This is a genomic window from Arsenicicoccus sp. UBA6765 (assembly GCF_002453335.1).
GTDB classification, from domain to species: Bacteria; Actinomycetota; Actinomycetes; order Actinomycetales; family Dermatophilaceae; genus Arsenicicoccus; species Arsenicicoccus bolidensis.
Map to the genome: position 1 here is coordinate 30,107 of NZ_DKGR01000040.1, position 18,424 is coordinate 48,530.

15 protein-coding genes are annotated in these 18,424 nt (G+C 72.5%); 8 read left to right on the top strand and 7 right to left on the bottom strand.

Features of this window, described 5'->3' with window-relative positions:
• Positions 1–70 precede the first annotated feature (70 nt).
• Complete coding sequence (locus tag B4K29_RS10675) at positions 71–580, top strand: AMIN-like domain-containing (lipo)protein (protein ID WP_286956266.1); 510 nt, start codon at positions 71–73, stop codon at positions 578–580.
• A gap of 19 nt (positions 581–599) precedes the next feature.
• Here the strand turns inward: B4K29_RS10675 and B4K29_RS10680 are convergent, their stop codons facing one another.
• Positions 600–2,753, bottom strand: a complete 2,154-nt coding sequence (locus B4K29_RS10680) for a RecQ family ATP-dependent DNA helicase (RefSeq protein ID WP_084412728.1) — start codon at positions 2,751–2,753, stop codon at positions 600–602.
• 55 nt (positions 2,754–2,808) lie between these two features.
• Between B4K29_RS10680 and B4K29_RS10685 the strand changes: the two genes are divergently transcribed.
• Both B4K29_RS10685 and B4K29_RS10690 read left to right on the top strand, forming a co-directional pair.
• Positions 2,809–3,279: an acyl-CoA thioesterase gene (locus B4K29_RS10685; RefSeq protein ID WP_019287765.1), complete on the top strand. Its 471-nt coding sequence runs from the start codon at positions 2,809–2,811 to the stop codon at positions 3,277–3,279.
• Positions 3,276–3,908 (top strand): hypothetical protein, encoded by a 633-nt coding sequence (locus B4K29_RS10690; RefSeq protein ID WP_019287766.1) that lies wholly within the window; start codon positions 3,276–3,278, stop codon positions 3,906–3,908. The genes B4K29_RS10685 and B4K29_RS10690 overlap by 4 nt, the downstream gene beginning before the upstream one ends.
• Here the strand turns inward: B4K29_RS10690 and B4K29_RS10695 are convergent.
• The 5 genes from B4K29_RS10695 to B4K29_RS10715 form a co-directional block, all read right to left on the bottom strand.
• Positions 3,890–5,296: an MFS transporter gene (locus tag B4K29_RS10695; protein ID WP_239261662.1), complete on the bottom strand. Its 1,407-nt coding sequence runs from the start codon at positions 5,294–5,296 to the stop codon at positions 3,890–3,892. The two genes, B4K29_RS10690 and B4K29_RS10695, sit on opposite strands and share 19 nt — an antisense overlap.
• Positions 5,293–6,111 (bottom strand): glycerophosphodiester phosphodiesterase family protein, encoded by an 819-nt coding sequence (locus B4K29_RS10700; protein ID WP_286967270.1) that lies wholly within the window; start codon positions 6,109–6,111, stop codon positions 5,293–5,295. Before B4K29_RS10700 ends, B4K29_RS10695 begins: the two co-directional genes overlap by 4 nt.
• A gap of 116 nt (positions 6,112–6,227) precedes the next feature.
• Entirely contained in the window at positions 6,228–7,985 is a 1,758-nt protein-coding gene (locus B4K29_RS10705) for an alpha-amylase family glycosyl hydrolase (protein ID WP_376786860.1), read from the bottom strand.
• An 81-nt stretch (positions 7,986–8,066) separates the two neighbouring features.
• Positions 8,067–8,438, bottom strand: a complete 372-nt coding sequence (locus B4K29_RS10710; protein WP_084412732.1) for a globin — start codon at positions 8,436–8,438, stop codon at positions 8,067–8,069.
• A 22-nt stretch (positions 8,439–8,460) separates the two neighbouring features.
• Positions 8,461–9,471: a mechanosensitive ion channel family protein gene (locus B4K29_RS10715; RefSeq protein ID WP_286967273.1), complete on the bottom strand. Its 1,011-nt coding sequence runs from the start codon at positions 9,469–9,471 to the stop codon at positions 8,461–8,463.
• A gap of 61 nt (positions 9,472–9,532) precedes the next feature.
• On the opposite strand from B4K29_RS10715, the gene malQ reads away from it, so the two are divergent.
• From malQ to B4K29_RS10735, 4 genes are all read left to right on the top strand, one after another.
• The gene (gene malQ, locus B4K29_RS10720; protein WP_286967274.1) at positions 9,533–11,647 is read left to right on the top strand and encodes a 4-alpha-glucanotransferase; all 2,115 of its coding nucleotides are present in this window, start codon (positions 9,533–9,535) and stop codon (positions 11,645–11,647) included.
• 270 nt (positions 11,648–11,917) lie between these two features.
• Positions 11,918–12,769, top strand: a complete 852-nt coding sequence (locus tag B4K29_RS10725) for an ABC transporter substrate-binding protein (protein WP_286955515.1) — start codon at positions 11,918–11,920, stop codon at positions 12,767–12,769.
• Between the two features lie 6 nt (positions 12,770–12,775).
• Positions 12,776–13,606, top strand: a complete 831-nt coding sequence (locus tag B4K29_RS10730) for an amino acid ABC transporter permease (protein ID WP_286955514.1) — start codon at positions 12,776–12,778, stop codon at positions 13,604–13,606.
• Positions 13,606–14,340 (top strand): amino acid ABC transporter ATP-binding protein, encoded by a 735-nt coding sequence (locus B4K29_RS10735; RefSeq protein WP_286955513.1) that lies wholly within the window; start codon positions 13,606–13,608, stop codon positions 14,338–14,340. Before B4K29_RS10730 ends, B4K29_RS10735 begins: the two co-directional genes overlap by 1 nt.
• 438 nt (positions 14,341–14,778) lie before the next feature.
• On the opposite strand, the gene pepN is transcribed toward B4K29_RS10735, so the two are convergent.
• The gene (gene pepN, locus B4K29_RS10740; protein ID WP_286967275.1) at positions 14,779–17,358 is read right to left on the bottom strand and encodes an aminopeptidase N; all 2,580 of its coding nucleotides are present in this window, start codon (positions 17,356–17,358) and stop codon (positions 14,779–14,781) included.
• A gap of 235 nt (positions 17,359–17,593) precedes the next feature.
• Between pepN and B4K29_RS10745 the strand changes: the two genes are divergently transcribed.
• Positions 17,594–18,187, top strand: coding sequence for a DSBA oxidoreductase (locus tag B4K29_RS10745; RefSeq protein ID WP_037215674.1), 594 nt, complete (start codon positions 17,594–17,596; stop codon positions 18,185–18,187).
• The last annotated feature ends 237 nt before the right edge of the window (positions 18,188–18,424 follow it).

Genomic DNA, 18,424 nt, shown 5'->3' on the forward strand with positions numbered 1-18,424 from the left:
ACGGTGAGCGCGCCGGACGACAGCCGTCTCCGGCCTCGACACCGTCGTCACCGTCACCTGGGGGATCATCATGTCCGCGCTCACCCGTCGCCTCGCCGCCGCCACGACCGCCATCGCCGCGGTCGGCGCCGTCTCGGTCGCCACCCTGCCCGCCGCCGACGCGGCCACGTCCTGCCGTGTCCGCTGGGGCTCCCAGGACAAGGGCATCAACCTGTCCAGCCCGGTCACCGGCACACCCGCCGTCGACCTCCGCACCGGGCACCACGCGTGCTACGACCGCGTGGTCTTCGAGCTCAAGGGCCGCACGGGAGCCACCGTCGCGGGCTACGTCGGCACCGCCCGGTCGCCGCAGGTTATCGCCGTGGGCTCGCGCACCAACCTGGTGCCCGTGGGGGTCAAGCCCGGCCAGGCGCTGCCGACGAGCTTCTCCACCGTCCGGGGCGTCGTCTATGCCGGCAAGGTGGACGGTGTCGAGGCCGTCGGCATCGTGACCCGGGCTCGCCTGCCCTACCGCGTCTTCGTCGTCAAGGGCCCGGGCGCCAACAACCGGGTCGTCGTGGACGTCGCGCACCGCTGGTGACCCGGCCGCCCTGGCCGGCTCACCCCGAGACGGCCAGGGCGAACGGCAGCACGCTCGTGGCGCCCGCCTCACGCAGGGCCCGCCCCGCCACGGTCATGGTCCAGCGGGAGTCGACCAGGTCGTCGACGAGCAGGACTGCCCCGGGGCTCAGCTCGAGCTGGTCGCGGACCATCGCTCCGGCCTGCACCCGGTCCCACACGCCCGCGAGGCGATAGGCGCTGTTGCCTCCCCGGTCGCCGATCGGGCCGCCGTCGACGAGCTCCATCGGTCCGAGGTCGACCATCCGCCCCATCGACGCGAGCCCTCGGGCGAGGGACTCGACGAGCTGTGGTCGTGATCGCGAGGGGATCCACGTCACCGCGAACGGCCGCTCGGCCCAGCCCCAGTCGCGCAGCACCGGCACGCACCCCCGCAGGAGCGCCTCGTCGACCGGAGCGTCCGGGGCCGCGAGCAGCGTGCGCACGCGCTGCCCCCACCCCAGGTCCGTGAGCCGTGCCAGCGCCCGACCGGGCTCCACCTGCTCGGCGGGCGCGATCCGTCCCTTGACCTCGACGCCCAGGCGCGGCATCCCGCTCGGCCACTGGGCGCGGGGCTCCACGAGCACCCCCGGCCGGTCGAGCCGGGTGCGGGCCTCGACGACGGCGCCCTCGGGCACCCCCTCGGGATACCACGGCCCCGCGCAGACGTCGCACCGGCCGCACGGCGCGGCCGTGGGGTCGTCGAGCACGCGCTGGAGGAAGGCCATGCGGCACTCCTCGCCGCGCTGGTAGGCGAGCATCAGGTCCTGCTCGCGCTCGCGGGCCTCGGCGACGCGTGCGTAGCGCTCCGCGTCGTAGGTCCACGGCGCCCCGGTGGCCGTCCAGCCACCCTGGACCCGGCGGACCGCGCCGTCGACGTCGAGGACCTTGAGCAGCAGCTCGAGCCGGGTGCGGCGGACGTCGACCACCGTCTCGAGGGCGGCCGTCGACATCGGACGGTCCGAGGCGGACAACGCCGCGATCACGGCGTCGGCCTGCTCGGGCCGGGGCATTGAGGCGCTCGCGAAGTAGGACCAGATGTCGCGGTCGGAGGCGGACGGCAGCAGCAGGACGTCGGCGCGTGCGACACCGCGACCGGCGCGGCCGACCTGCTGGTAGTAGGCGACGGGCGAGCTGGGGGAGCCCAGGTGCACCACGAACCCGAGGTCTGGCTTGTCGAAGCCCATGCCGAGCGCGCTGGTGGCGACCAGCGCCTTGACCTGGTTGGCGCGCAGCATCCCCTCGAGCTGCTCGCGGTCGGCGGGGTCGGTGCGCCCGGTGTAGGCCCGGACCTCGTGCCCGGCCTGGCGCAGCGCCTCGGCCACGTCCTCGGCGGCCGAGACGGTCAGGGCATAGACGATGCCGCTGCCCGGGAGCTCGGCGAGGTGCGCGGTGAGCCACCCGAGCTGCTGCTCGGCCGAGCCCAGGCGCAGCACCCCGAGCCGCAGCGAGTCGCGGGCCAGCGAGCCGCGCACGGTCAGGACCTCGTGGCCACCCACCTCGAGCTGCTCGGCCACGTCGGACACCACGCGCGCGTTGGCCGTGGCGGTGGTCGCCAGCACCGGCACGTCGGTGGGCAGCTCGGTGAGCAGGTCCTTGATGCGGCGGTAGTCCGGGCGGAAGTCGTGACCCCAGTCGCTGACGCAGTGCGCCTCGTCGACGACCAGGAGGCCGCACCGGGCGGCCAGCCCGGGGAGCTGCTCGTCCCGGAAGCGAGGGTTGTTGAGCCGCTCCGGGCTCACCAGCAGCACGTCGACCTCGTCCGCCGCCAGGGCCGCGGCGACCTCGCCCCAGGTGTCGGCGTTGGCCGAGTTCATGGTCACCGCCCGCACGCCGGCGCGCTGGGCCGCCGCGATCTGGTCGCGCATGAGTGCCAGCAGCGGTGACACGATGATCGTCGGCCCCGCCCCCGCCGCGCGCCGCAGCGACGTCGCCACGAAGTACACCGCCGACTTGCCCCAGCCCGTGCGCTGCACCACGAGCACGCGCTGGCGCGCCGACACCAGCGCCGCCACCGCCTCGAGCTGGCCGTCGCGGAAGTCCACGTCCTCGCGCCCGACCAGGCGTCGCAGCGCCGCCGTGGCGTCCCCGCGCACGGCCTCGGTGTCCACGTCGACGGCGGGCGCGCTCGGCATACGGGCCTGGTTGCTGGTCATGCCCACACGCTAGACGCCAGGGCCGACAGACCCGGCCGTGCGTGATGATGGGCCCATGCCCGACGCCCCCAGCGACCCCCGCCCGACGAGCCTCTATCGCGTCGCCGTGCCGCTCCGGTGGAGCGACATGGACGCCTACGGCCATGTCAACAACGTGGAGTACCTCCGGCTCCTGGAGGAGGCTCGCGTCGAGGCCTTCCGCGCGTGGTTCGGCAACCACGACCCGGTGCTCGGTCGCGGAGTCCTGGTGGCCCGCAGCGAGATCGAGTACCTCCGGCCGCTGGAGTTCCGGCACGCCCCGGTCGCCGTCGACATGTGGGTGACGCGGCTCGCGGGAGCGTCCTACGACCTCGGCTACGTGATGCGGGACCCCGAGAGCGTCGGGGACCAGGTCTACGCGCGGGCCGAGTCGACGATGGTGATGTACGACTTCGCCGGTGCCCGCCCCCGTCGCATGACCCCCGAGCAGCGCGAGACGCTGGGACAGTACCTCGGCGAGCCGGTCGACCTGAGGCGGCGCCGGTGACCGGCACGCTCGCCCTGGTCGACGCGGGGACCGCCTCGGACCTGCGCACCTTCGTCGCCCGGGCCGCCGCGGCGGACCGCGAGGGCGCCATGCGGCTGCAGGCCCAGGGGACCGTGCTGGCTGCGTATGCCGCGGTCCTGCCCGGGTCCGGGCTGGCGGCAGAGGGACTCGTGATGGGTCTGCGCACGATGCGTCTCGCGGAGCCCGCCGACCTCGACGTCACCGTCTCGCTGGGCTCGCTCCTGGACCGGTTCGCCCACGACCAGGGGACCCGCCTCGCGGTGCCGCCGACCGAGGTCCGCGCGCCCTGGGCCGGGCAGAGCGCCCCGCGCGCCGGCTGGGTGCCGATCGGGCGGGTGACCAGCGCCGAGCTGCACGACGCGGCGCAGGCGGGCATCGCCGACGTCGCGCGCGGAGTGGGGAGCGGCGCCGGGGCCCTCGCCGTCGCCGAGCTGCGGCACGCGGTGTGGGCCCGGCCGATGGCAGCGGCTGAGGCCGAGGGCATCCCGTCGGGGCTGGCCTTCGGGGCGCACGCCCTGGGCTTCCTCACGGGAGAGGCGGGCACGCTGCACCGCTGCGGCCGGTGGTTGCGGCTGTCCGTGCCGGTGGGTCACGTCCTCGCGCGCTGAACGTCGACCGGGCGGGCCCGCGAGCCGGCCAGGACCACCAGCGCGGCCGAGGTCGCGCAGAGCACCCAGATCAGCGTGTAGGCCGCTCCGTCCTCGCCCGGCGAGCGGTGCAGCCCGGCGAAGACGGCGCCCGTCAGCGCCACGCCGAGCGCGGAGCCGAGCGTGTCCGCGAGCTGCAGCGAGGACGAGACCTCGCCGTGCCGCTCGATGGGCGTGAGGTCGAGCCCGAGCACCGAGACCGTGGACATGGCCAGGCCCATGCCGACGCCCATGGCGCTGGCGGCGACGGGCACGAACCACTCCGACAGCCCGAGGCCGGCGATGGCGGCGAGCCCCAGCAGGCCGACGGCGAGCGACGCCCCGCCGGCGCCGAGCAGGCGGAACCTGTCGCGCACGAAGGCATCTCGTCCCTGCAGCGCCGCACCCACGGACCAGCCGAGGGAGCCGAGCGTGAGCATGACCCCGGCCACGGTGCTGCTGGTGCCGCGCTCGTTGACGAGCATCAGGGGGATGAAGGTGATGGCGCCGTTGAACGCCGCCGCCAGCAGGAAGCGCGACATGGTGACGGACGGGAGGCCCCGGGCCAGGCGGACGGTTCCCTGCGGGACGAGCCTCGGCGCGACGACGGCCACGACGACCAGACCGGCCGCCGCGAGGGCGACGGGGAGGAGCTGGAAGGGCTCGACGTGCTGCGAGCCCCACTGCAGGACACCGGCGGCCACGGCGACCAGGGCTCCCGCCACGGCGGCTCGCCGGTGCGTGCTGCGCTCGCGGCCCGAGCCCACGTGCCCGGGGGGCGACACCGTGGCGCGGCGCGACCAGGTGAGGACGGCGGTGACCAGGATCGGTGGCACGACGACGAGGAAGACCCAGCGCCAGGACAGCGCCTCGGTGAGCCAGGCGGCGAGCAGCGGGCCGACGATGGCGGGCAGCACCCAGGCGGCCGACACCCAGCCGAAGACCTTGGGCCGCAAGGACTCCGGGTAGGCGCGACCGATCATGACGTAGAGCGCGACGACGAGCAGGCCGCCCCCCAGCCCGGCGATCATCCGCCCGACGAGCAGGACGGCGAAGCTGTCGGCCATCCCCGCGATCAGGGAGCCGATCGCGAGCCCGGCCTGGCCCACCAGGGTGGCGGGCAGCGGCCCGCGCAGGTCGGTCCAGGTCCCCGACAGCACCGTGCCGAGCAGCTGCGCGGACAGGAAAAGCGAGAAGGCCAGGCCGTAGGACCGCACCGCGTCCAGCTCGGCGGCGACCGCCGGCATCGCGGTCGTGACGGCCATCGACTCGAAGGCGACGAGGGTCACCTGGGCGATCATGACGATCGTGACCAGCCGGTATGCCGGCCCCATCGGTCCCTGCGTGGTCGGTGTCTCGGCGGGGCTCACCGCTCCACGGTAACGGGGCCTGGGGGTGGTTCCTGCCACGCGCCGCGCTCGACCAGGACCGAGCGCAGGGTGTCGATGGCGTCGCTGACCAGCCCGTCCACCCCGAGGTCGAGCAGCTCGTGCATCTCCTGCGCGTCGTCGATCGTCCAGACGTGGATGTGCTTGCCGCGCCGGTGGGCCGCCTCCACGAGGGCCGGGGTCACGAGCTCGACCGAGCGCCCGGCGAGGGTGTAGGTGCGGGGGATCTGCAGCACCGGGGCGGGGGTGCTGAGCCACTGGGTCACCAGGCGCGGCAGGAACCGCAGGCTGGCCACGCCCGCGCCACCGGCCGCCGTCGCCAGGCGCGGCCCGAGCAGCTCGCGCACGTGGCGCAGCCGGCGCTGGGAGAAGGACCCGATGCAGACGCGGTGCAGCGCGCCGGCCTGCAGCAGGACCTGCGCGGTGGGGACGACCGCGCCCGGCGACTTGATGTCGATGTTGAACCGCGCGTCCGGCAGCTCCTCGAGCAGCTCGGTGAGCAGCGGGACGGACTCGCCCGAGATCCGCGCCTGCTGCACGTAGTCCCACGGCAGGTCCGCGATCGCGCCGCGCCGGTCGGTGGCCCGGTCCAGCCGCGCGTCGTGGAACGCGACGACCTGCCCGTCGAGGGTGGCGTGGACGTCCGTCTCGAGATAGCGGTAGCCCAGGTCGTAGGCGGTGCGGAAGGCCGCCAACGTGTTCTCCCGCCCGTGGTTGGGCGCGTAGGCGGCGCCACCGCGGTGGGCCAGGGCCAGCGGCCGGGGAGCGTCGAAGTACGGGAACTGCTCAGCCTTCACGGGGCCAACCTACGACGCGCGGGGCGACGACTCGGGCAGGTCACAGATCTTCGGGCCAGAACCCGAAGATCTGTGACGCACCCGACCGTCGTCAGGGGGCGTGCACCCGACCGTCGTCAGCGGGTGCGCGCCCAGACCGTGGTGTCGGTCGGGACGAGCCCCTCGGGGGTCAGCGGGCCGCTGGCCACGACGACCTCGGTCCCGTCGGGCAGCGCGACCGGCTCCTCGCCGAGGTTGGCGAGGACCAGCAGCCGGTCCGTGCCGCGCTCGTTGACGACGGCGACCACGTCCTCGCCATACCCCTGCTGCCAGTGCAGGACGCCGACGCCGAGGTCGAGCTCGCGGCGGGTGGCGAGCAGCGCGCGATAGAGCTCGAGCGTCGAGCCCGGCTTCCCCGCCTGGAGGTTCGCCGCGAGGGCGGCATACGCGTCGGGCTGGGGGAGCCAGGTGCGCTCCGAGGGACCGAACCCGTTGCCGGGCGCACCCCCGACCCAGGGGAGGGGGATGCGGCAGCCGTCGCGACCGATCTCGGCCTCGGGGGTGCCCTTGGTGCGGTGGTGCGCGGGGTCCTCGCGCAGCTCGTCCGGCAGGGTCGTGTGGTCGGGGAGCCCGAGCTCCTCGCCCTGATAGAGGTATGCCGAACCGGGCAGCGCCAGCATGAGCGCCGTGGCAGCCCGGGCCCGCCGCAGGCCGAGGTCGGCGTCCGGCTGGGGGCAGGTCGCGTCGATGCCGTTCATGCGGGGCGAGCCGACCGGATAGCCGAGCCGCGTCGCGTGCCGCACGACGTCGTGGTTGGACAGGACCCAGGTCGTGGGGGCGCCGACGCTCTGCGCCGCCTCGAGGGAGCGCGTGATGCGCTCGACGAGATCGGTTGCGCGCCAGGGGGAGTCGAGGAAGTCGAAGTTGAACGCCTGGTGCATCTCGTCCGGCCGGGTGTAGGCCACGAGCCGCTCGATCGGGGACACCCAGGCCTCGGCGCACAGGATCCGGTCGCGCTGGGGGTCGCCCTCGGGGTTGTAGGAGTCGAGGACGCGGCGCCACCCGCGATAGATGTCGTGGACGCCGTCCTGGTCCCAGTAGGGGCTGGCGTTGGTGGGGCGGGCCTCGCCGTCACCCGAGATCATCTCGGTGTGGGCGTCCCAGTCGCGAAAGCTCGGGTCCTTGGCCAGGCCGTGCGCCACGTCCACGCGGAAGCCGTCGACGCCGTGGTCGAGCCAGAAGCGCAGGATGTCGTGGAACTCCTCGCGCACCTCGGGGTGCTCCCAGTCGAGGTCGGGCTGCTTGGAGTCGAACAGGTTGAGGTACCACTGGCCCGGCTCGCCGCCGGACTCGGTGACGCGGGTCCACGCGGAGCCGCCGAAGACCGAGCGCCAGTTGGTGGGCGGCAGCTCGCCGTGCTCGCCGCGGCCGTCGCGGAAGATGTAGCGGGCCCGCTCGGGGGAACCGGGGCCCGCGGCGAGGGCGGCCTGGAACCACGCGTGCTCGTCGCTGGTGTGGTTGGGCACCAGGTCGACGACGACGCGGATGCCGAGCTCGTGGGCGCGCGCGACCAGCTGCTCGGCGTCGGCCAGCGAGCCGAACCGCGGGTCGACGTCGCGGTAGTCGCTGACGTCGTAGCCCGCGTCGGCCTGCGGGGAGGTGTAGAAGGGGGAGAGCCAGACCGCGTCGACGCCCAGGTCGTGCAGGTAGGGCAGCTTGCCGGTCACGCCGGCCAGGTCACCCATGCCGTCGCCGTCGGCGTCGGCGAAGGAACGGGGATAGACCTGGTAGATGACGGCGTGCCGCCACCAGGCGGCGGCGTCGGTGGCTGGGACGACGGCAGGGACGACGGCAGGGACGACGGTGTCGGGGGTCACCCATCCATGCTGAGGCATCGTCGCGCCCGTGTGAAATCGACTGCAACATCTGCAAGAACTTGCACCACGACGCCACGCCGCAGGTGCTCGACGACCGCGTCAGTCGAGGCGGTTGACCAGCGAGTGTGCCGCCCGCACGAGGTAGTCGCGCAGGAGCAGGTCGTGCGTCTCGTCCAGGTCGAGGGTGTCGACGGCGGCGAGCATGTGGTGCAGCCAGCGGTCGCGCATGTCCGGGGTGACGGCGAAGGGCACGTGCCGCATCCGCAGGCGTGGGTGGCCGCGCTGCTCGGAGTACGTCGTGGGCCCGCCCCAGTACTGCTCGAGGAACATCCGCAGCCGGACCTCCGCCGGGCCGAGGTCCTCCTCGGGATAGAGCGCCCGCAGCTCGGGGTCGCCGGCCACGCCGCGATAGAACTCGCGCACCAGCTGCTCGAACGTGGCTGCGCCACCGACCTCGTCGTAGAACGTCACCGCGCCAGTCTCTCCCACCCGCTCACTTGGCGGTGCTCCCGCCGCCTCCGGGCAGCACGCCGGGACCGAAGGTCGGCATGGTCGGCAGCGAGATCCCGCTGGCGCCGAGCTGCGCCATGACCCGCGACCGGACCTCGCGGCCGACCGGGACGTTCTCGTTGGGTGCGCACTTGACGATGATGCGGACCGTCGCGACGCCGCCCACGATCGACTCGACGCCACCCACCTCGGGCTGCTCGATGATCTTGCCGAACCAGTCCTCCTCCTTGTCCATGCCGCGGATGGCGCGCGAGATGATCGGCATGACCTTCTCCATGGACTCGGTGACGGGGACGGGGATGTCGACGAGGGCGGTGGACCACCCCTGGGAGCGGTTGGCGATGCGCAGGATCTCGCCGTTGCGGATGTACCAGATCACCCCGTTGAAGTCGCGGATCGTCGTGAGCCGCAAGGAGATGTCCTCCACCGTGCCGATGACCTCGCCGGTGTCGACCACGTCGCCGACGCCATACTGGTCCTCGATGATCATGAACATCCCCGACAGGTAGTCCTTGACCAGGCTCTGCGCGCCGAAGCCGAGCGCGACGCCGCCGACCGAGGCCGAGGCGAGCAGCGGGGCCATGTTGAAGCCCAGCTCGTCGCCGACCATCAGCGCCGCGACGAAGGCGACGGTGACCGTCGTGACCGAGCGCAGGACGGCGCCGAGCGTCCGCACCCGCTGCTCCTGGCGCGCGCTGCTGACGATGCTGGGGTCGCTGAAGATCTTGGCGGCCTTGCGCGCCTGGCGGCGGATGATCGGGAGCTCGGCGGTGTCGACCCGGGTGACGTTGACCGCAGCGGCCTCCACCCGTTCGGACCGCAGCAGGAGTCCGTTGACGAATCCGTTGATGGCGCGGTGGATCAGCCAGCGGGTCGCGATGGCCCCCAGGATGATCGCGACGATCGTGAGGGGTGCCCCCTGGGCCCAGGTCCACGCCGACTCCCAGGTCACGGCGAGCGGTTGCAGGACGGACGAGGATGTGCTGGCACTCATGCCTCCATCATGGCGGGTCGACCTTGGCGAACGCTGTCACGGCCGTGACACACTTCACCCCGTGACTGACGCACCGTCGACCGAACTGATCGATCTCGCCCGCGCCAACGGGGTGGCCACGGAGTACTGGGACTGGCAGGGAGCCCACGTGACCGTGCCCGCGAGCACCATCGTGGCCGTGCTCGCCGCTCTGGGTCAGCCCGCGGCGACGGAGGACGAGGTGCGTGCCTCCCTGGCGCAGGTGCGCGACCGTGAGTGGCGTCGCCCGCTGCCGCCGGTGCTGGTCGTGACGGAGTCCGAGAGCACGACGATCCCCGTGCACCTGCCGCACGGCGAGTCCGTCACGGTCTCCGTGCAGCTCGAGGACGGATCGCGCCGCCCGCTCGACCAGGTCGACAGGTGGGTGGACCCCCGCGTCGTGGACGGCCGTCAGCTGGGGGAGGCGACCTTCGACGTCCCCGCGGGCCTGCCCCTCGGCTGGCATGAGATCAGTGCCTCGTATGCCGGGACCACGGCCACCTGCACGCTGGTCGTCACGCCGGACCGCCTCGAGGTGCCGGAGTCGCTGCGCGACCACCCTGCCTCCGGCGTCATGACCCAGCTGTACGCCATGCGCTCCAGCCGGTCCTGGGGGATGGGTGACGCGGCCGACCTCGCCGAGCTCGCCGCGTGGGCCGGTCAGGAGCTCGGCTCCGACTTCGTCCTCGTCAACCCGCTGCACGCCGCCGAGCCGGTCCCGCCGGTCGAGCCCTCGCCCTACCTGCCCACCACCCGGCGGTTCATCAGCCCGCTCTACATCCGGGTCGAGGACATCCCCGAGATGGGCTACCTCACGGCGCAGGACCGGGCTCTGCTGCAGTGGCAGGCCGACGACGCGCTGCGCCTCAACGCCGAGGACGTCATCGACCGCGACGCCTCTTGGCGCCTCAAGGACGCCGCCCTGCGGCTCGTCCACAAGCAGCCGCGCTCGCCCCGCCGGGAGCGGGACTACCGCGCCTTCTGCCAGCGGGAGGGGCAGGGCCTGGTGGACTTCGCGACGTGGTGCGCGTTCACCGCGGCATACGGCGAGGACGAGGCCGAGTGGCCCGAGGAGCTGCAGGACTCCGCCGGCCCGGCCGTCACCGAGCGTCGCGAGGAGCTGGCCGCGGACGTCGACTACTACTGCTGGCTGCAGTGGGTCGTCGAGGACCAGCTGGAGCAGGCCCAGCGGGTCGCCCACGAGTCGGGCATGCGCCTCGGCCTGATCCACGACCTGGCCGTCGGCGTCCACCCGAGTGGGGCCGACGCGTGGGGGCTGCGCGACGCGCTGGCCCGCGGCGTCACCGTGGGGGCGCCGGCCGACCAGTACAACCAGCTGGGCCAGGACTGGAGCCAGCCGCCGTGGCGGCCCGACCAGCTCGCCGAGCTGGGCTACGCGCCCTACCGCGACATGCTCCGGACCGTGCTGCGCTCGGCCGGCGGCCTGCGCGTCGACCACATCATCGGGCTCTTCCGGCTCTGGTGGATCCCGCAGGGCTGCAAGCCCTTCGAGGGCACCTACGTGCGCTACGACCACGAGGCGTTCATCGGCATCCTGGCGCTGGAGGCCCACCGCGCGGGCGCCGTCGTCATCGGCGAGGACCTCGGCACCGTCGAGTCGTGGGTGCGCGACTACCTCGCGGACCGCGGCGTCATGGGCACCTCGATCCTGTGGTTCGAGCGCGACTACGAGCACGGCGGGGAGCCGATCCAGCCCGAGCAGTACCGCCGCCTGTGCCTCGCCACCGTCACCACCCACGACCTGCCCCCGACCGCGGGCTACCTCCAGCAGGTGCACATCGACCTGCGCCACGAGCTGGGCCTGCTGACCCGCTCGATCGAGGAGGAGCGCGCGAGCGAGGTCCACGAGCAGGAGGGGATCAAGGCGCTGCTGCGCTCGCGCGGCCTGCTGCGCGAGGACGCGAGCGACGAGGACACGATCGAGGCGCTGCACAAGCTCCTGTCGTGGACGCCGGCGCTGCTGCGCGGCATCTCGGTGTCCGACCTGGCCCAGGACAAGCGCATCATCAACCAGCCCGGCACCGACGAGGAGTACGCCAACTGGCGCATGCCCCTGGCCGGCGCCGACGGCCGGCCCGTGCTGCTCGAGGACCTGATGCGATCGCGCTGGGCCCGCCGCCTCGCCCGCACCCTCTGACCTACCTCAGGTAGTCACACCCGCCTGGGTTAGCACGCCGTCGACGGACCTACCCCCGGTAGAGGCATCGACCGGCCGTCGTTCCCCAGGCGGGTGTGACGGAGGCCGGCGGACCTGGCGCCTCACCTGCCTGCCTGGACGGCGTCCGAGACGTGGACGCTCGGATTACCTGACGTTTGCCTCTGCATAAGGTTCCCTTTGGTCTGCCCACCGTCGGGCGGGCCTCCCACCCATGCCGGCGCCGATCGCGCCCCGCCCCGGAGGACAACCATGTCTCGCACGCCCTGGATCACCCGTCGCACCGCCCTCGCCGCCACCGGCGCGGCGATGATGCTGGCGGTGTCCGCGTGCGGCTCCGGCTCCGGCTCCGGCTCGGAGCAGGCCACGGACAACCCCCTGGGCCTGCAGCGCCCCGGCGTCCTGCACGTCGGCACGCTGACCGACGCGCCGCCCAACGTCTTCCTCAAGGACGGCCAGTTCACGGGCTTCGACAACGACCTGCTCAAGGCCGTCGCCGCCAAGCAGGGCCTCAAGGTCGAGTTCGCGGGCACCGACTTCTCCGGCCTGCTCTCGCAGGTCAAGTCCGGCAAGTATGACGTCGGCTCGTCCTCGGTCACCATCACCGAGAGGCGCAAGCAGACGGTCGCCTTCACCAACGGCTACGACTTCGGCTACATCGGCCTCAACGTCCCCGCGGGGTCCACGCTCAAGAGCTTCGACCAGCTCACGGGCAAGCGCGTGGTCGTGGTCCAGGGCACGGTCCAGGACGACTACGCCACCGGCAAGAAGCTCGACCCCGTGCGCGTCCCCGACTACAACGGCGCGATGAACCAGCTCAAGGCCGGCACCGTCGACGCCTGGGTCAGCCCTGCTGAGATCGGCGAGAAGCTCGCGGGCGAGTCCGGCGGCAAGGTGCTGCTCGCTGCCAAGGAGCTGAGCCCCACCCCGATGGCCTACGCCGTCGCCCAGGACAAGACCAAGCTCAAGGACGCGCTCAACAAGGGCCTGGACGAGGTCGTCAAGGACGGGACCTGGCAGAAGCTCGTCGACCAGTACTACCCGGGCCGCAAGACCCCCGCGGACTTCACGCCGGGCAGCGGCGCCGTCAAGATCACGCGGTGACCCGGGGTGGACGTCCTCGAGACCCTCAGGGAGACCTTCTTCGACCTCGACGCGATGCGCGAGGCGCTGCCTGACCTGATCACGGTCGGCCTGCCCAACACGCTGCTCCTCGCGGTCGTGTCCGCCATCATCGGGACCATCCTCGGTATGGCGCTCGCGGTCGCCGGCCTGTCCCGGCACCGCTGGCTGCGGTGGCCGGCACGCGTCTGGACCGACATCTTCCGCGGGCTGCCTGCCGCCGTCACCATCCTGCTCATCGGCGTCGGCCTGGCCCCCGTCGGCCTGCAGATCTGGGGCAACAACCCGTACCCGCTCGGGATCCTCGCCCTGTCGCTGATCGCGTCCGCCTACATCGGCGAGATCTTCCGCTCCGGCATCCAGAGCGTCGAGGCCGGGCAGATGGAGGCCTCGCGGGCCCTCGGCTTCAGCCACAACGCCGCGATGCGGCTGGTCGTCATACCCCTCGGTGTCCGCCGCGTGCTCCCGGCCCTGGTCAACCAGTTCATCTCGTTGATCAAGGAGTCCTCGCTGGTCTACTTCCTCGGGCTGCTGGCCAGCCAACGCGAGCTGTTCCGGATCGGGCAGGACTATGCCGCCAACACCGGCAACCAGTCCGCGCTGCTGCTCGCCGGGCTGTTCTACCTCGTGATCACGGTGCCGCTGACGCACGCCGTCAACGCCATCGACCACCGGCTGCGCCACGGTCGTCGCTCGGACGGGGAACACCCAGAGGGCTCCGACGGCTCCGACGGCTCTGGCGGTCCACGCGCTGGCGGCTCCGCCACGCCGGACGCCCCCGACGACGGCGCACTCGCCCTGACCCAGGAGGCACACTGATGACCGCCGCACCGCTGTCCGTCGAGCTGCGCGACGTGCACCTGGCCTTCGGCCGCAACCGCGTGCTGCGCGGCGTCGACCTCGAGGTCCCTGCCGGCAGCACGACCTGCGTCATCGGGCCCTCCGGGTCCGGCAAGTCGACGCTGCTGCGCGTGGTCAACCGACTGCTCGAGCCCGACCAGGGCGACGTCCTCCTCGACGGGCGCAGCATCCTGCGCGACGACCCGGACCAGCTGCGCCGGCACGTCGGCATGGTGTTCCAGCACTTCAACCTGTTCCCGCACAAGACCGTCGCCGACAACGTCGCGCTCGGGCCCCGCAAGCTGCTCGGCCTGTCCCGCGACGAGGCACGGTCCCGGGCGCTGACGCACCTGGAGTCGGTGGGGCTCGCGCACAAGGCGGACGTCCGTCCGTCGTCCCTCTCCGGCGGGCAGCAGCAGCGCGTGGCGATCGCCCGGGCGCTGGCGATGGACCCGCGGATCATGCTGTTCGACGAGGCGACGTCCGCGCTCGACCCCGAGCTGGTCAAGGGCGTGCTGGCGATCATGCGCGACCTCGGCGATTCCGGCCTGACGATGCTGGTGGTGACCCACGAGATGGGGTTCGCGCGCGAGGCGGCCGACCAGGTGGCGTTCATGGACGAGGGCGTCGTGGCCGAGCACGCGGCTCCGGACGTGATCTTCGAGCGTCCGGCCAGCGAGCGCCTGCAACGCTTCCTCTCCCGCGTCCTCTGACCTACCTCAGGTAGTCACATTCGCCCGGCTTCGCACACCAGGCCGATGTGACCAAGGTCGGTCGGCGTGACCAAGGCAGGCGGATCCTGCGGCTCACCTGCCGCTGTTCCCTGAGCCCGTATGCCGAGCAGCCCTCCGCACGGCAGCGGGATCGGTGCCCAACTGCTGCACATGGGGGCGACGCCGGATGACCCGTCGTTGCGGCACAACGGAATTCGCCATCCAGGACCCGCAATGTGCAGCAGTTGTGCACGCCGGGCGCGCGGATGGCGTGGGGCTCGGCATACAGGATCCGGTGAGAACCCAGCCGTCTCGGCGAGCTGGATCAGACCACGACGTTGGCCACCCGGCCCCCTCTGCCCCCGGCGCAAGACCCGCCGGGGGTAGAGGCATCAGCCTGGGGAACGAGGGCCGGTCGATGCCTCTACCGCCGGTAGGTCAGGCGGTGGTGTCGCGCGCCTGCACCCGCAGCGCCCGCGCCACCGTGTCGCGGTGCTCCGCCACGGCCCGCACGAGCCCGGAGGGGGCGTCGGCGTTGGCGGCGAGCCAGGCCTCCGTGGCGTCCAGCAGCGACCGGTCCGCCAGCGGCATGGGATAGAACGCGCCCGCCACCACCTCGGCCAGCGCGAACGAGTGCCGCTCCCACATGCCGCGCAGCATCGTGAAGTACCGCTCGACATAGGGCTGCAGCAGCGTCACGTCGTGGACCCGGCCGAAGCCCTGCCCGGTCGCGCCCACGATCGTGTTGGACTCCGACGCGTCCTCGACGCCACGGCGCCAGGCCTGCGCCTTGGCCTCAGCGGTGGGGAGCGCGGCCACGGCCACCGCGGCGTGCTCCTGCCCGGACGCGGTCCGGTCCCGCTCGAGCTCGGCCTCGACCTCGGCCCGACCCACGCGTCCCGCCGCCGCGAGCGCGGTCAGCAGGGTCCAGCGCATGTCCGTGTCGACGGCGAGACCGTCCAGGGAGAGGCGCCCGGCATACAGGCCCTCGATCAGGTCGAGGTCCGTGGGGCGGCGCGTGATCGCGGCGAGCGCCGACACCAGCTGCAGCTGGGCGTCGCTGCCGGGCGCGGCCGTCTCGACCAGGCGCCGCAGCTCGGCCCCCACCGTCTCCCGGGCGCTGTCGCGATGGCCGGGAGCGACGTATGCCGCCAGCGCGGTGGAGACCTGGGCGAGGAGCACGCGCAGCAGCGTGGCGTCCGTCTCGCCGTCGACGGCCCGCAGCGCCAGGGTGATGTAGTCCCGCGCCCGCATCTGCGCGTCGCGCGTCATGTCCCAGGCCGTCGCGAGGGCGAGGGAGCGGGGCAGCGACTCGGTGAACGCCCGCGGGTGCTCGATCACGGTGGCCAGGGACCGCTCGTCGAGCCGCAGCTTGGCGTAGGCCAGGTCGTCGTCGTTGACCAGCAGCAGGTCGGGCATCGGCCGGCCGACGAGGAAGGGCAGCTCGGTGCGCTCTCCGTCGACGTCGACCTCGTGGCGCGCGACGCGGACCAGCGAGTCTCCCTGCAGCTCGTAGCACCCCACAGCCAGGCGGTGCGGCCGCAGCACGGGGAAGTCCTCGGGGGCGGTCTGCACGATCGCCGCGGCCTCGATCACCCCGTCGCCGTCCGAGCCGAGCGTGAGGTCCGGCGTCAGCGTGTTGACGCCGGCCTGCTCGAGCCACAGCTCCTGCCAGCGACCGAGGTCGCGCCCGGACGTGGCCTCGAGCTCGGCCATCAGGTCGCCGATCGTGGTGTTGCCCCACGCATGCTTGGCGAAGTACGCCCGGATCCCGTCGCGGAAGGCGTCGCGACCGACGTAGGCCACGAGCTGCTTGAGCACGGACGCGCCCTTGGCATAGGTGATCCCGTCGAAGTTGGTCTCGACGTCGTGCAGGTCGCGGATGTCGGCGGCGATCGGGTGGGTCGAGGAGAGCTGGTCCTGGCGGTAGGCCCAGGCCTTCTCCGCCGTCCCGAAGGTCGTCCACGCGGACTCCCACTGGGTCGCCTCGGCCTGTGCCGTCGTCGACGCCCACTCGGCGAAGGACTCGTTGAGCCACAGGTCGTCCCACCAGGTCATGGTGACGAGGTTGCCGAACCACATGTGCGCCAGCTCGTGCAGGATCGTCAGGGCGCGGCGCTCGACGAGGCCGTCGGAGACCTTGGCGCGGAAGACGTACATCTCGTGGAAGGTCACCGCCCCGACGTTCTCCATCGCGCCCATGTTGTACTCCGGCGTGAAGATCTGGTCGTACTTGGGGAACGGGAACGGCTGGTCGAACTCCTTCTCGAAGAACGCGAATCCCCGCTTGGTGCAGTCGAACAGGTTGGCGTGGTCGACGTGCGGCGTGAGGGATCGCCGGCTGAAGATCCCCAGCGGGATCTCGCCGGCGCGGGTCGAGACGGTGTCGCGGACGACGTCATACGGCCCGGCGATCAAGGCAGTGATGTATGACGAGATGCGCGGGGTCGCCTCGAAGGCCCAGGTCGCGGCCGGCGTGGAGCCGGCGGCGCCGTCCGCACGCGGGGCCGGCGTGGGCTCGGGGGTGGGGGAGCAGCTGATGACCTGCCAGTGCGCGGGCGCCGTCACGGTGAACGTGAACTCGGCCTTGATGTCGGGCTGCTCGAAGACGACGAACATCCGTCGCGAGTCGGGGACCTCGAACTGCGTGTAGAGGTAGACCTCGCCGTCGGCCGGGTCGACGAACCGGTGCAGACCCTCGCCGGTGTTCATGTAGGTCCCGGTCGCTCGGACGGTCAGCTCGTTGCGAGCCTGCAGGCGGGGCAGCGTGATCCGCGCGTCGGCGACATGGGTCGCGGGGGCCAGGGACTCGCCGTTGAGGACGATCTCCTCGACCGAGGTGCCGATGAAGTCGATGAACGTGCTCGCCCCCTCCTCCGCGGCGCCGAACCGTGCCGTGGTGGTGGTGCTGAAGGTCGTGGGACCGGTCGTCAGGTCGAGCTGGACGTCATAGGTCACGTCGCTCACGAGCTGGGACCGGTCACGCGCCTCGTCGCGCGTGAGGTTGGTGCCTGGCACGGTGGGGCCTTTCGGTGGTGCTGGAGCGCCCCGGAGCACGGGGGAGCGGATGGCCGCTCCATCCTTGCAGGTATCCCGCACGCCGTCCCTGCGGATCGCGGCGAGGTCGTCATACGGTGCCGCGCGGGGGCGGGGCGGGTGCTGGCAGGATGGCGGGGTGAGCGAGACGAAGCAGACCACCCAGCCGCAGACCACCCAGCCGCAGGCTCCCCAGAGCGGCTCCCCGTCCGTCGAGATGTTCTTCGACCCCGCGTGCCCCTGGGCCTGGATGACCTCCCGGTGGCTCATGGAGGTCGAGCGAGCCAAGGACATCACCGTGACCTGGTCGGTGATGAGCCTGGCGGTCCTCAACGAGGGCCGCGACCTGCCCGAGGACTACCGCGCGCTGATGGACCGCGCGTGGGGCCCGGTCCGCGTGATCATCGCGGCGGCCCGGGAGCACGGCGACGACGTCGTCAAGCGTCTGTACGACGCGATGGGCACGCGCATCCACCTCGAGGGCGAGAAGGACTTCGACGTCGTGGTCGAGGACGCCCTCGCCGAGGTCGGTCTGCCGGCCGAGCTCGCGTCGTATGCCGCGCCGACCGCCGGCGACGAGACCGATCGCGCCCTGCGCGCCTCGCACGAGCGCGGGATCTCGCTGGTCGGCGACGAGGTGGGCACCCCCATCATCAACGTCGACGGCGTGGCGTTCTTCGGCCCGGTCGTGTCGCCGGCGCCCAAGGGCGAGGACGCGGTGCGGCTCTTCGACGGGTGCGTGCTCGTCGCGGGGACGCCCGGCTTCTTCGAGCTGAAGCGCACGCGCGACGTCGGCCCCATCTTCGACTGACCTACCTCAGGTAGGCACATCCGCCCGACTTCGCACGCCAGGCGGATGTGACGACCTGAGGTAGGCACATCCGCCCGCCTTCGCCCCCGGCCGACACACCTACCGCCGGTAGAGGCATCGACCGGCCTCCGTTCGCCAGGCTGATGGACCTACCCCCGGTAGGTCCATCAGCAGGCTCTACCCCACCGCACCTCAGCCCGGCCCCGCACACCACCCCGCACCCCGGCCCCGCACACC

Bases quoted from the DNA above. Each gene is read 5' to 3' on its own strand.
- B4K29_RS10685 (WP_019287765.1), top strand. From the start codon at position 2,809: ATGCCCGACGCCCCCAGCGACCCCCGCCCGACGAGCCTCTATCGCGTC.
- B4K29_RS10725 (WP_286955515.1), top strand. From the start codon at position 11,918: ATGTCTCGCACGCCCTGGATCACCCGTCGCACCGCCCTCGCCGCCACC.
- B4K29_RS10675 (WP_286956266.1), top strand. From the start codon at position 71: ATGTCCGCGCTCACCCGTCGCCTCGCCGCCGCCACGACCGCCATCGCC.
- B4K29_RS10680 (WP_084412728.1), bottom strand. From the start codon at position 2,753: ATGACCAGCAACCAGGCCCGTATGCCGAGCGCGCCCGCCGTCGACGTG.
- B4K29_RS10735 (WP_286955513.1), top strand. From the start codon at position 13,606: ATGACCGCCGCACCGCTGTCCGTCGAGCTGCGCGACGTGCACCTGGCC.
- B4K29_RS10745 (WP_037215674.1), top strand. From the start codon at position 17,594: ATGTTCTTCGACCCCGCGTGCCCCTGGGCCTGGATGACCTCCCGGTGG.
- B4K29_RS10705 (WP_376786860.1), bottom strand. From the start codon at position 7,985: ATGCCTCAGCATGGATGGGTGACCCCCGACACCGTCGTCCCTGCCGTC.
- B4K29_RS10715 (WP_286967273.1), bottom strand. From the start codon at position 9,471: ATGAGTGCCAGCACATCCTCGTCCGTCCTGCAACCGCTCGCCGTGACC.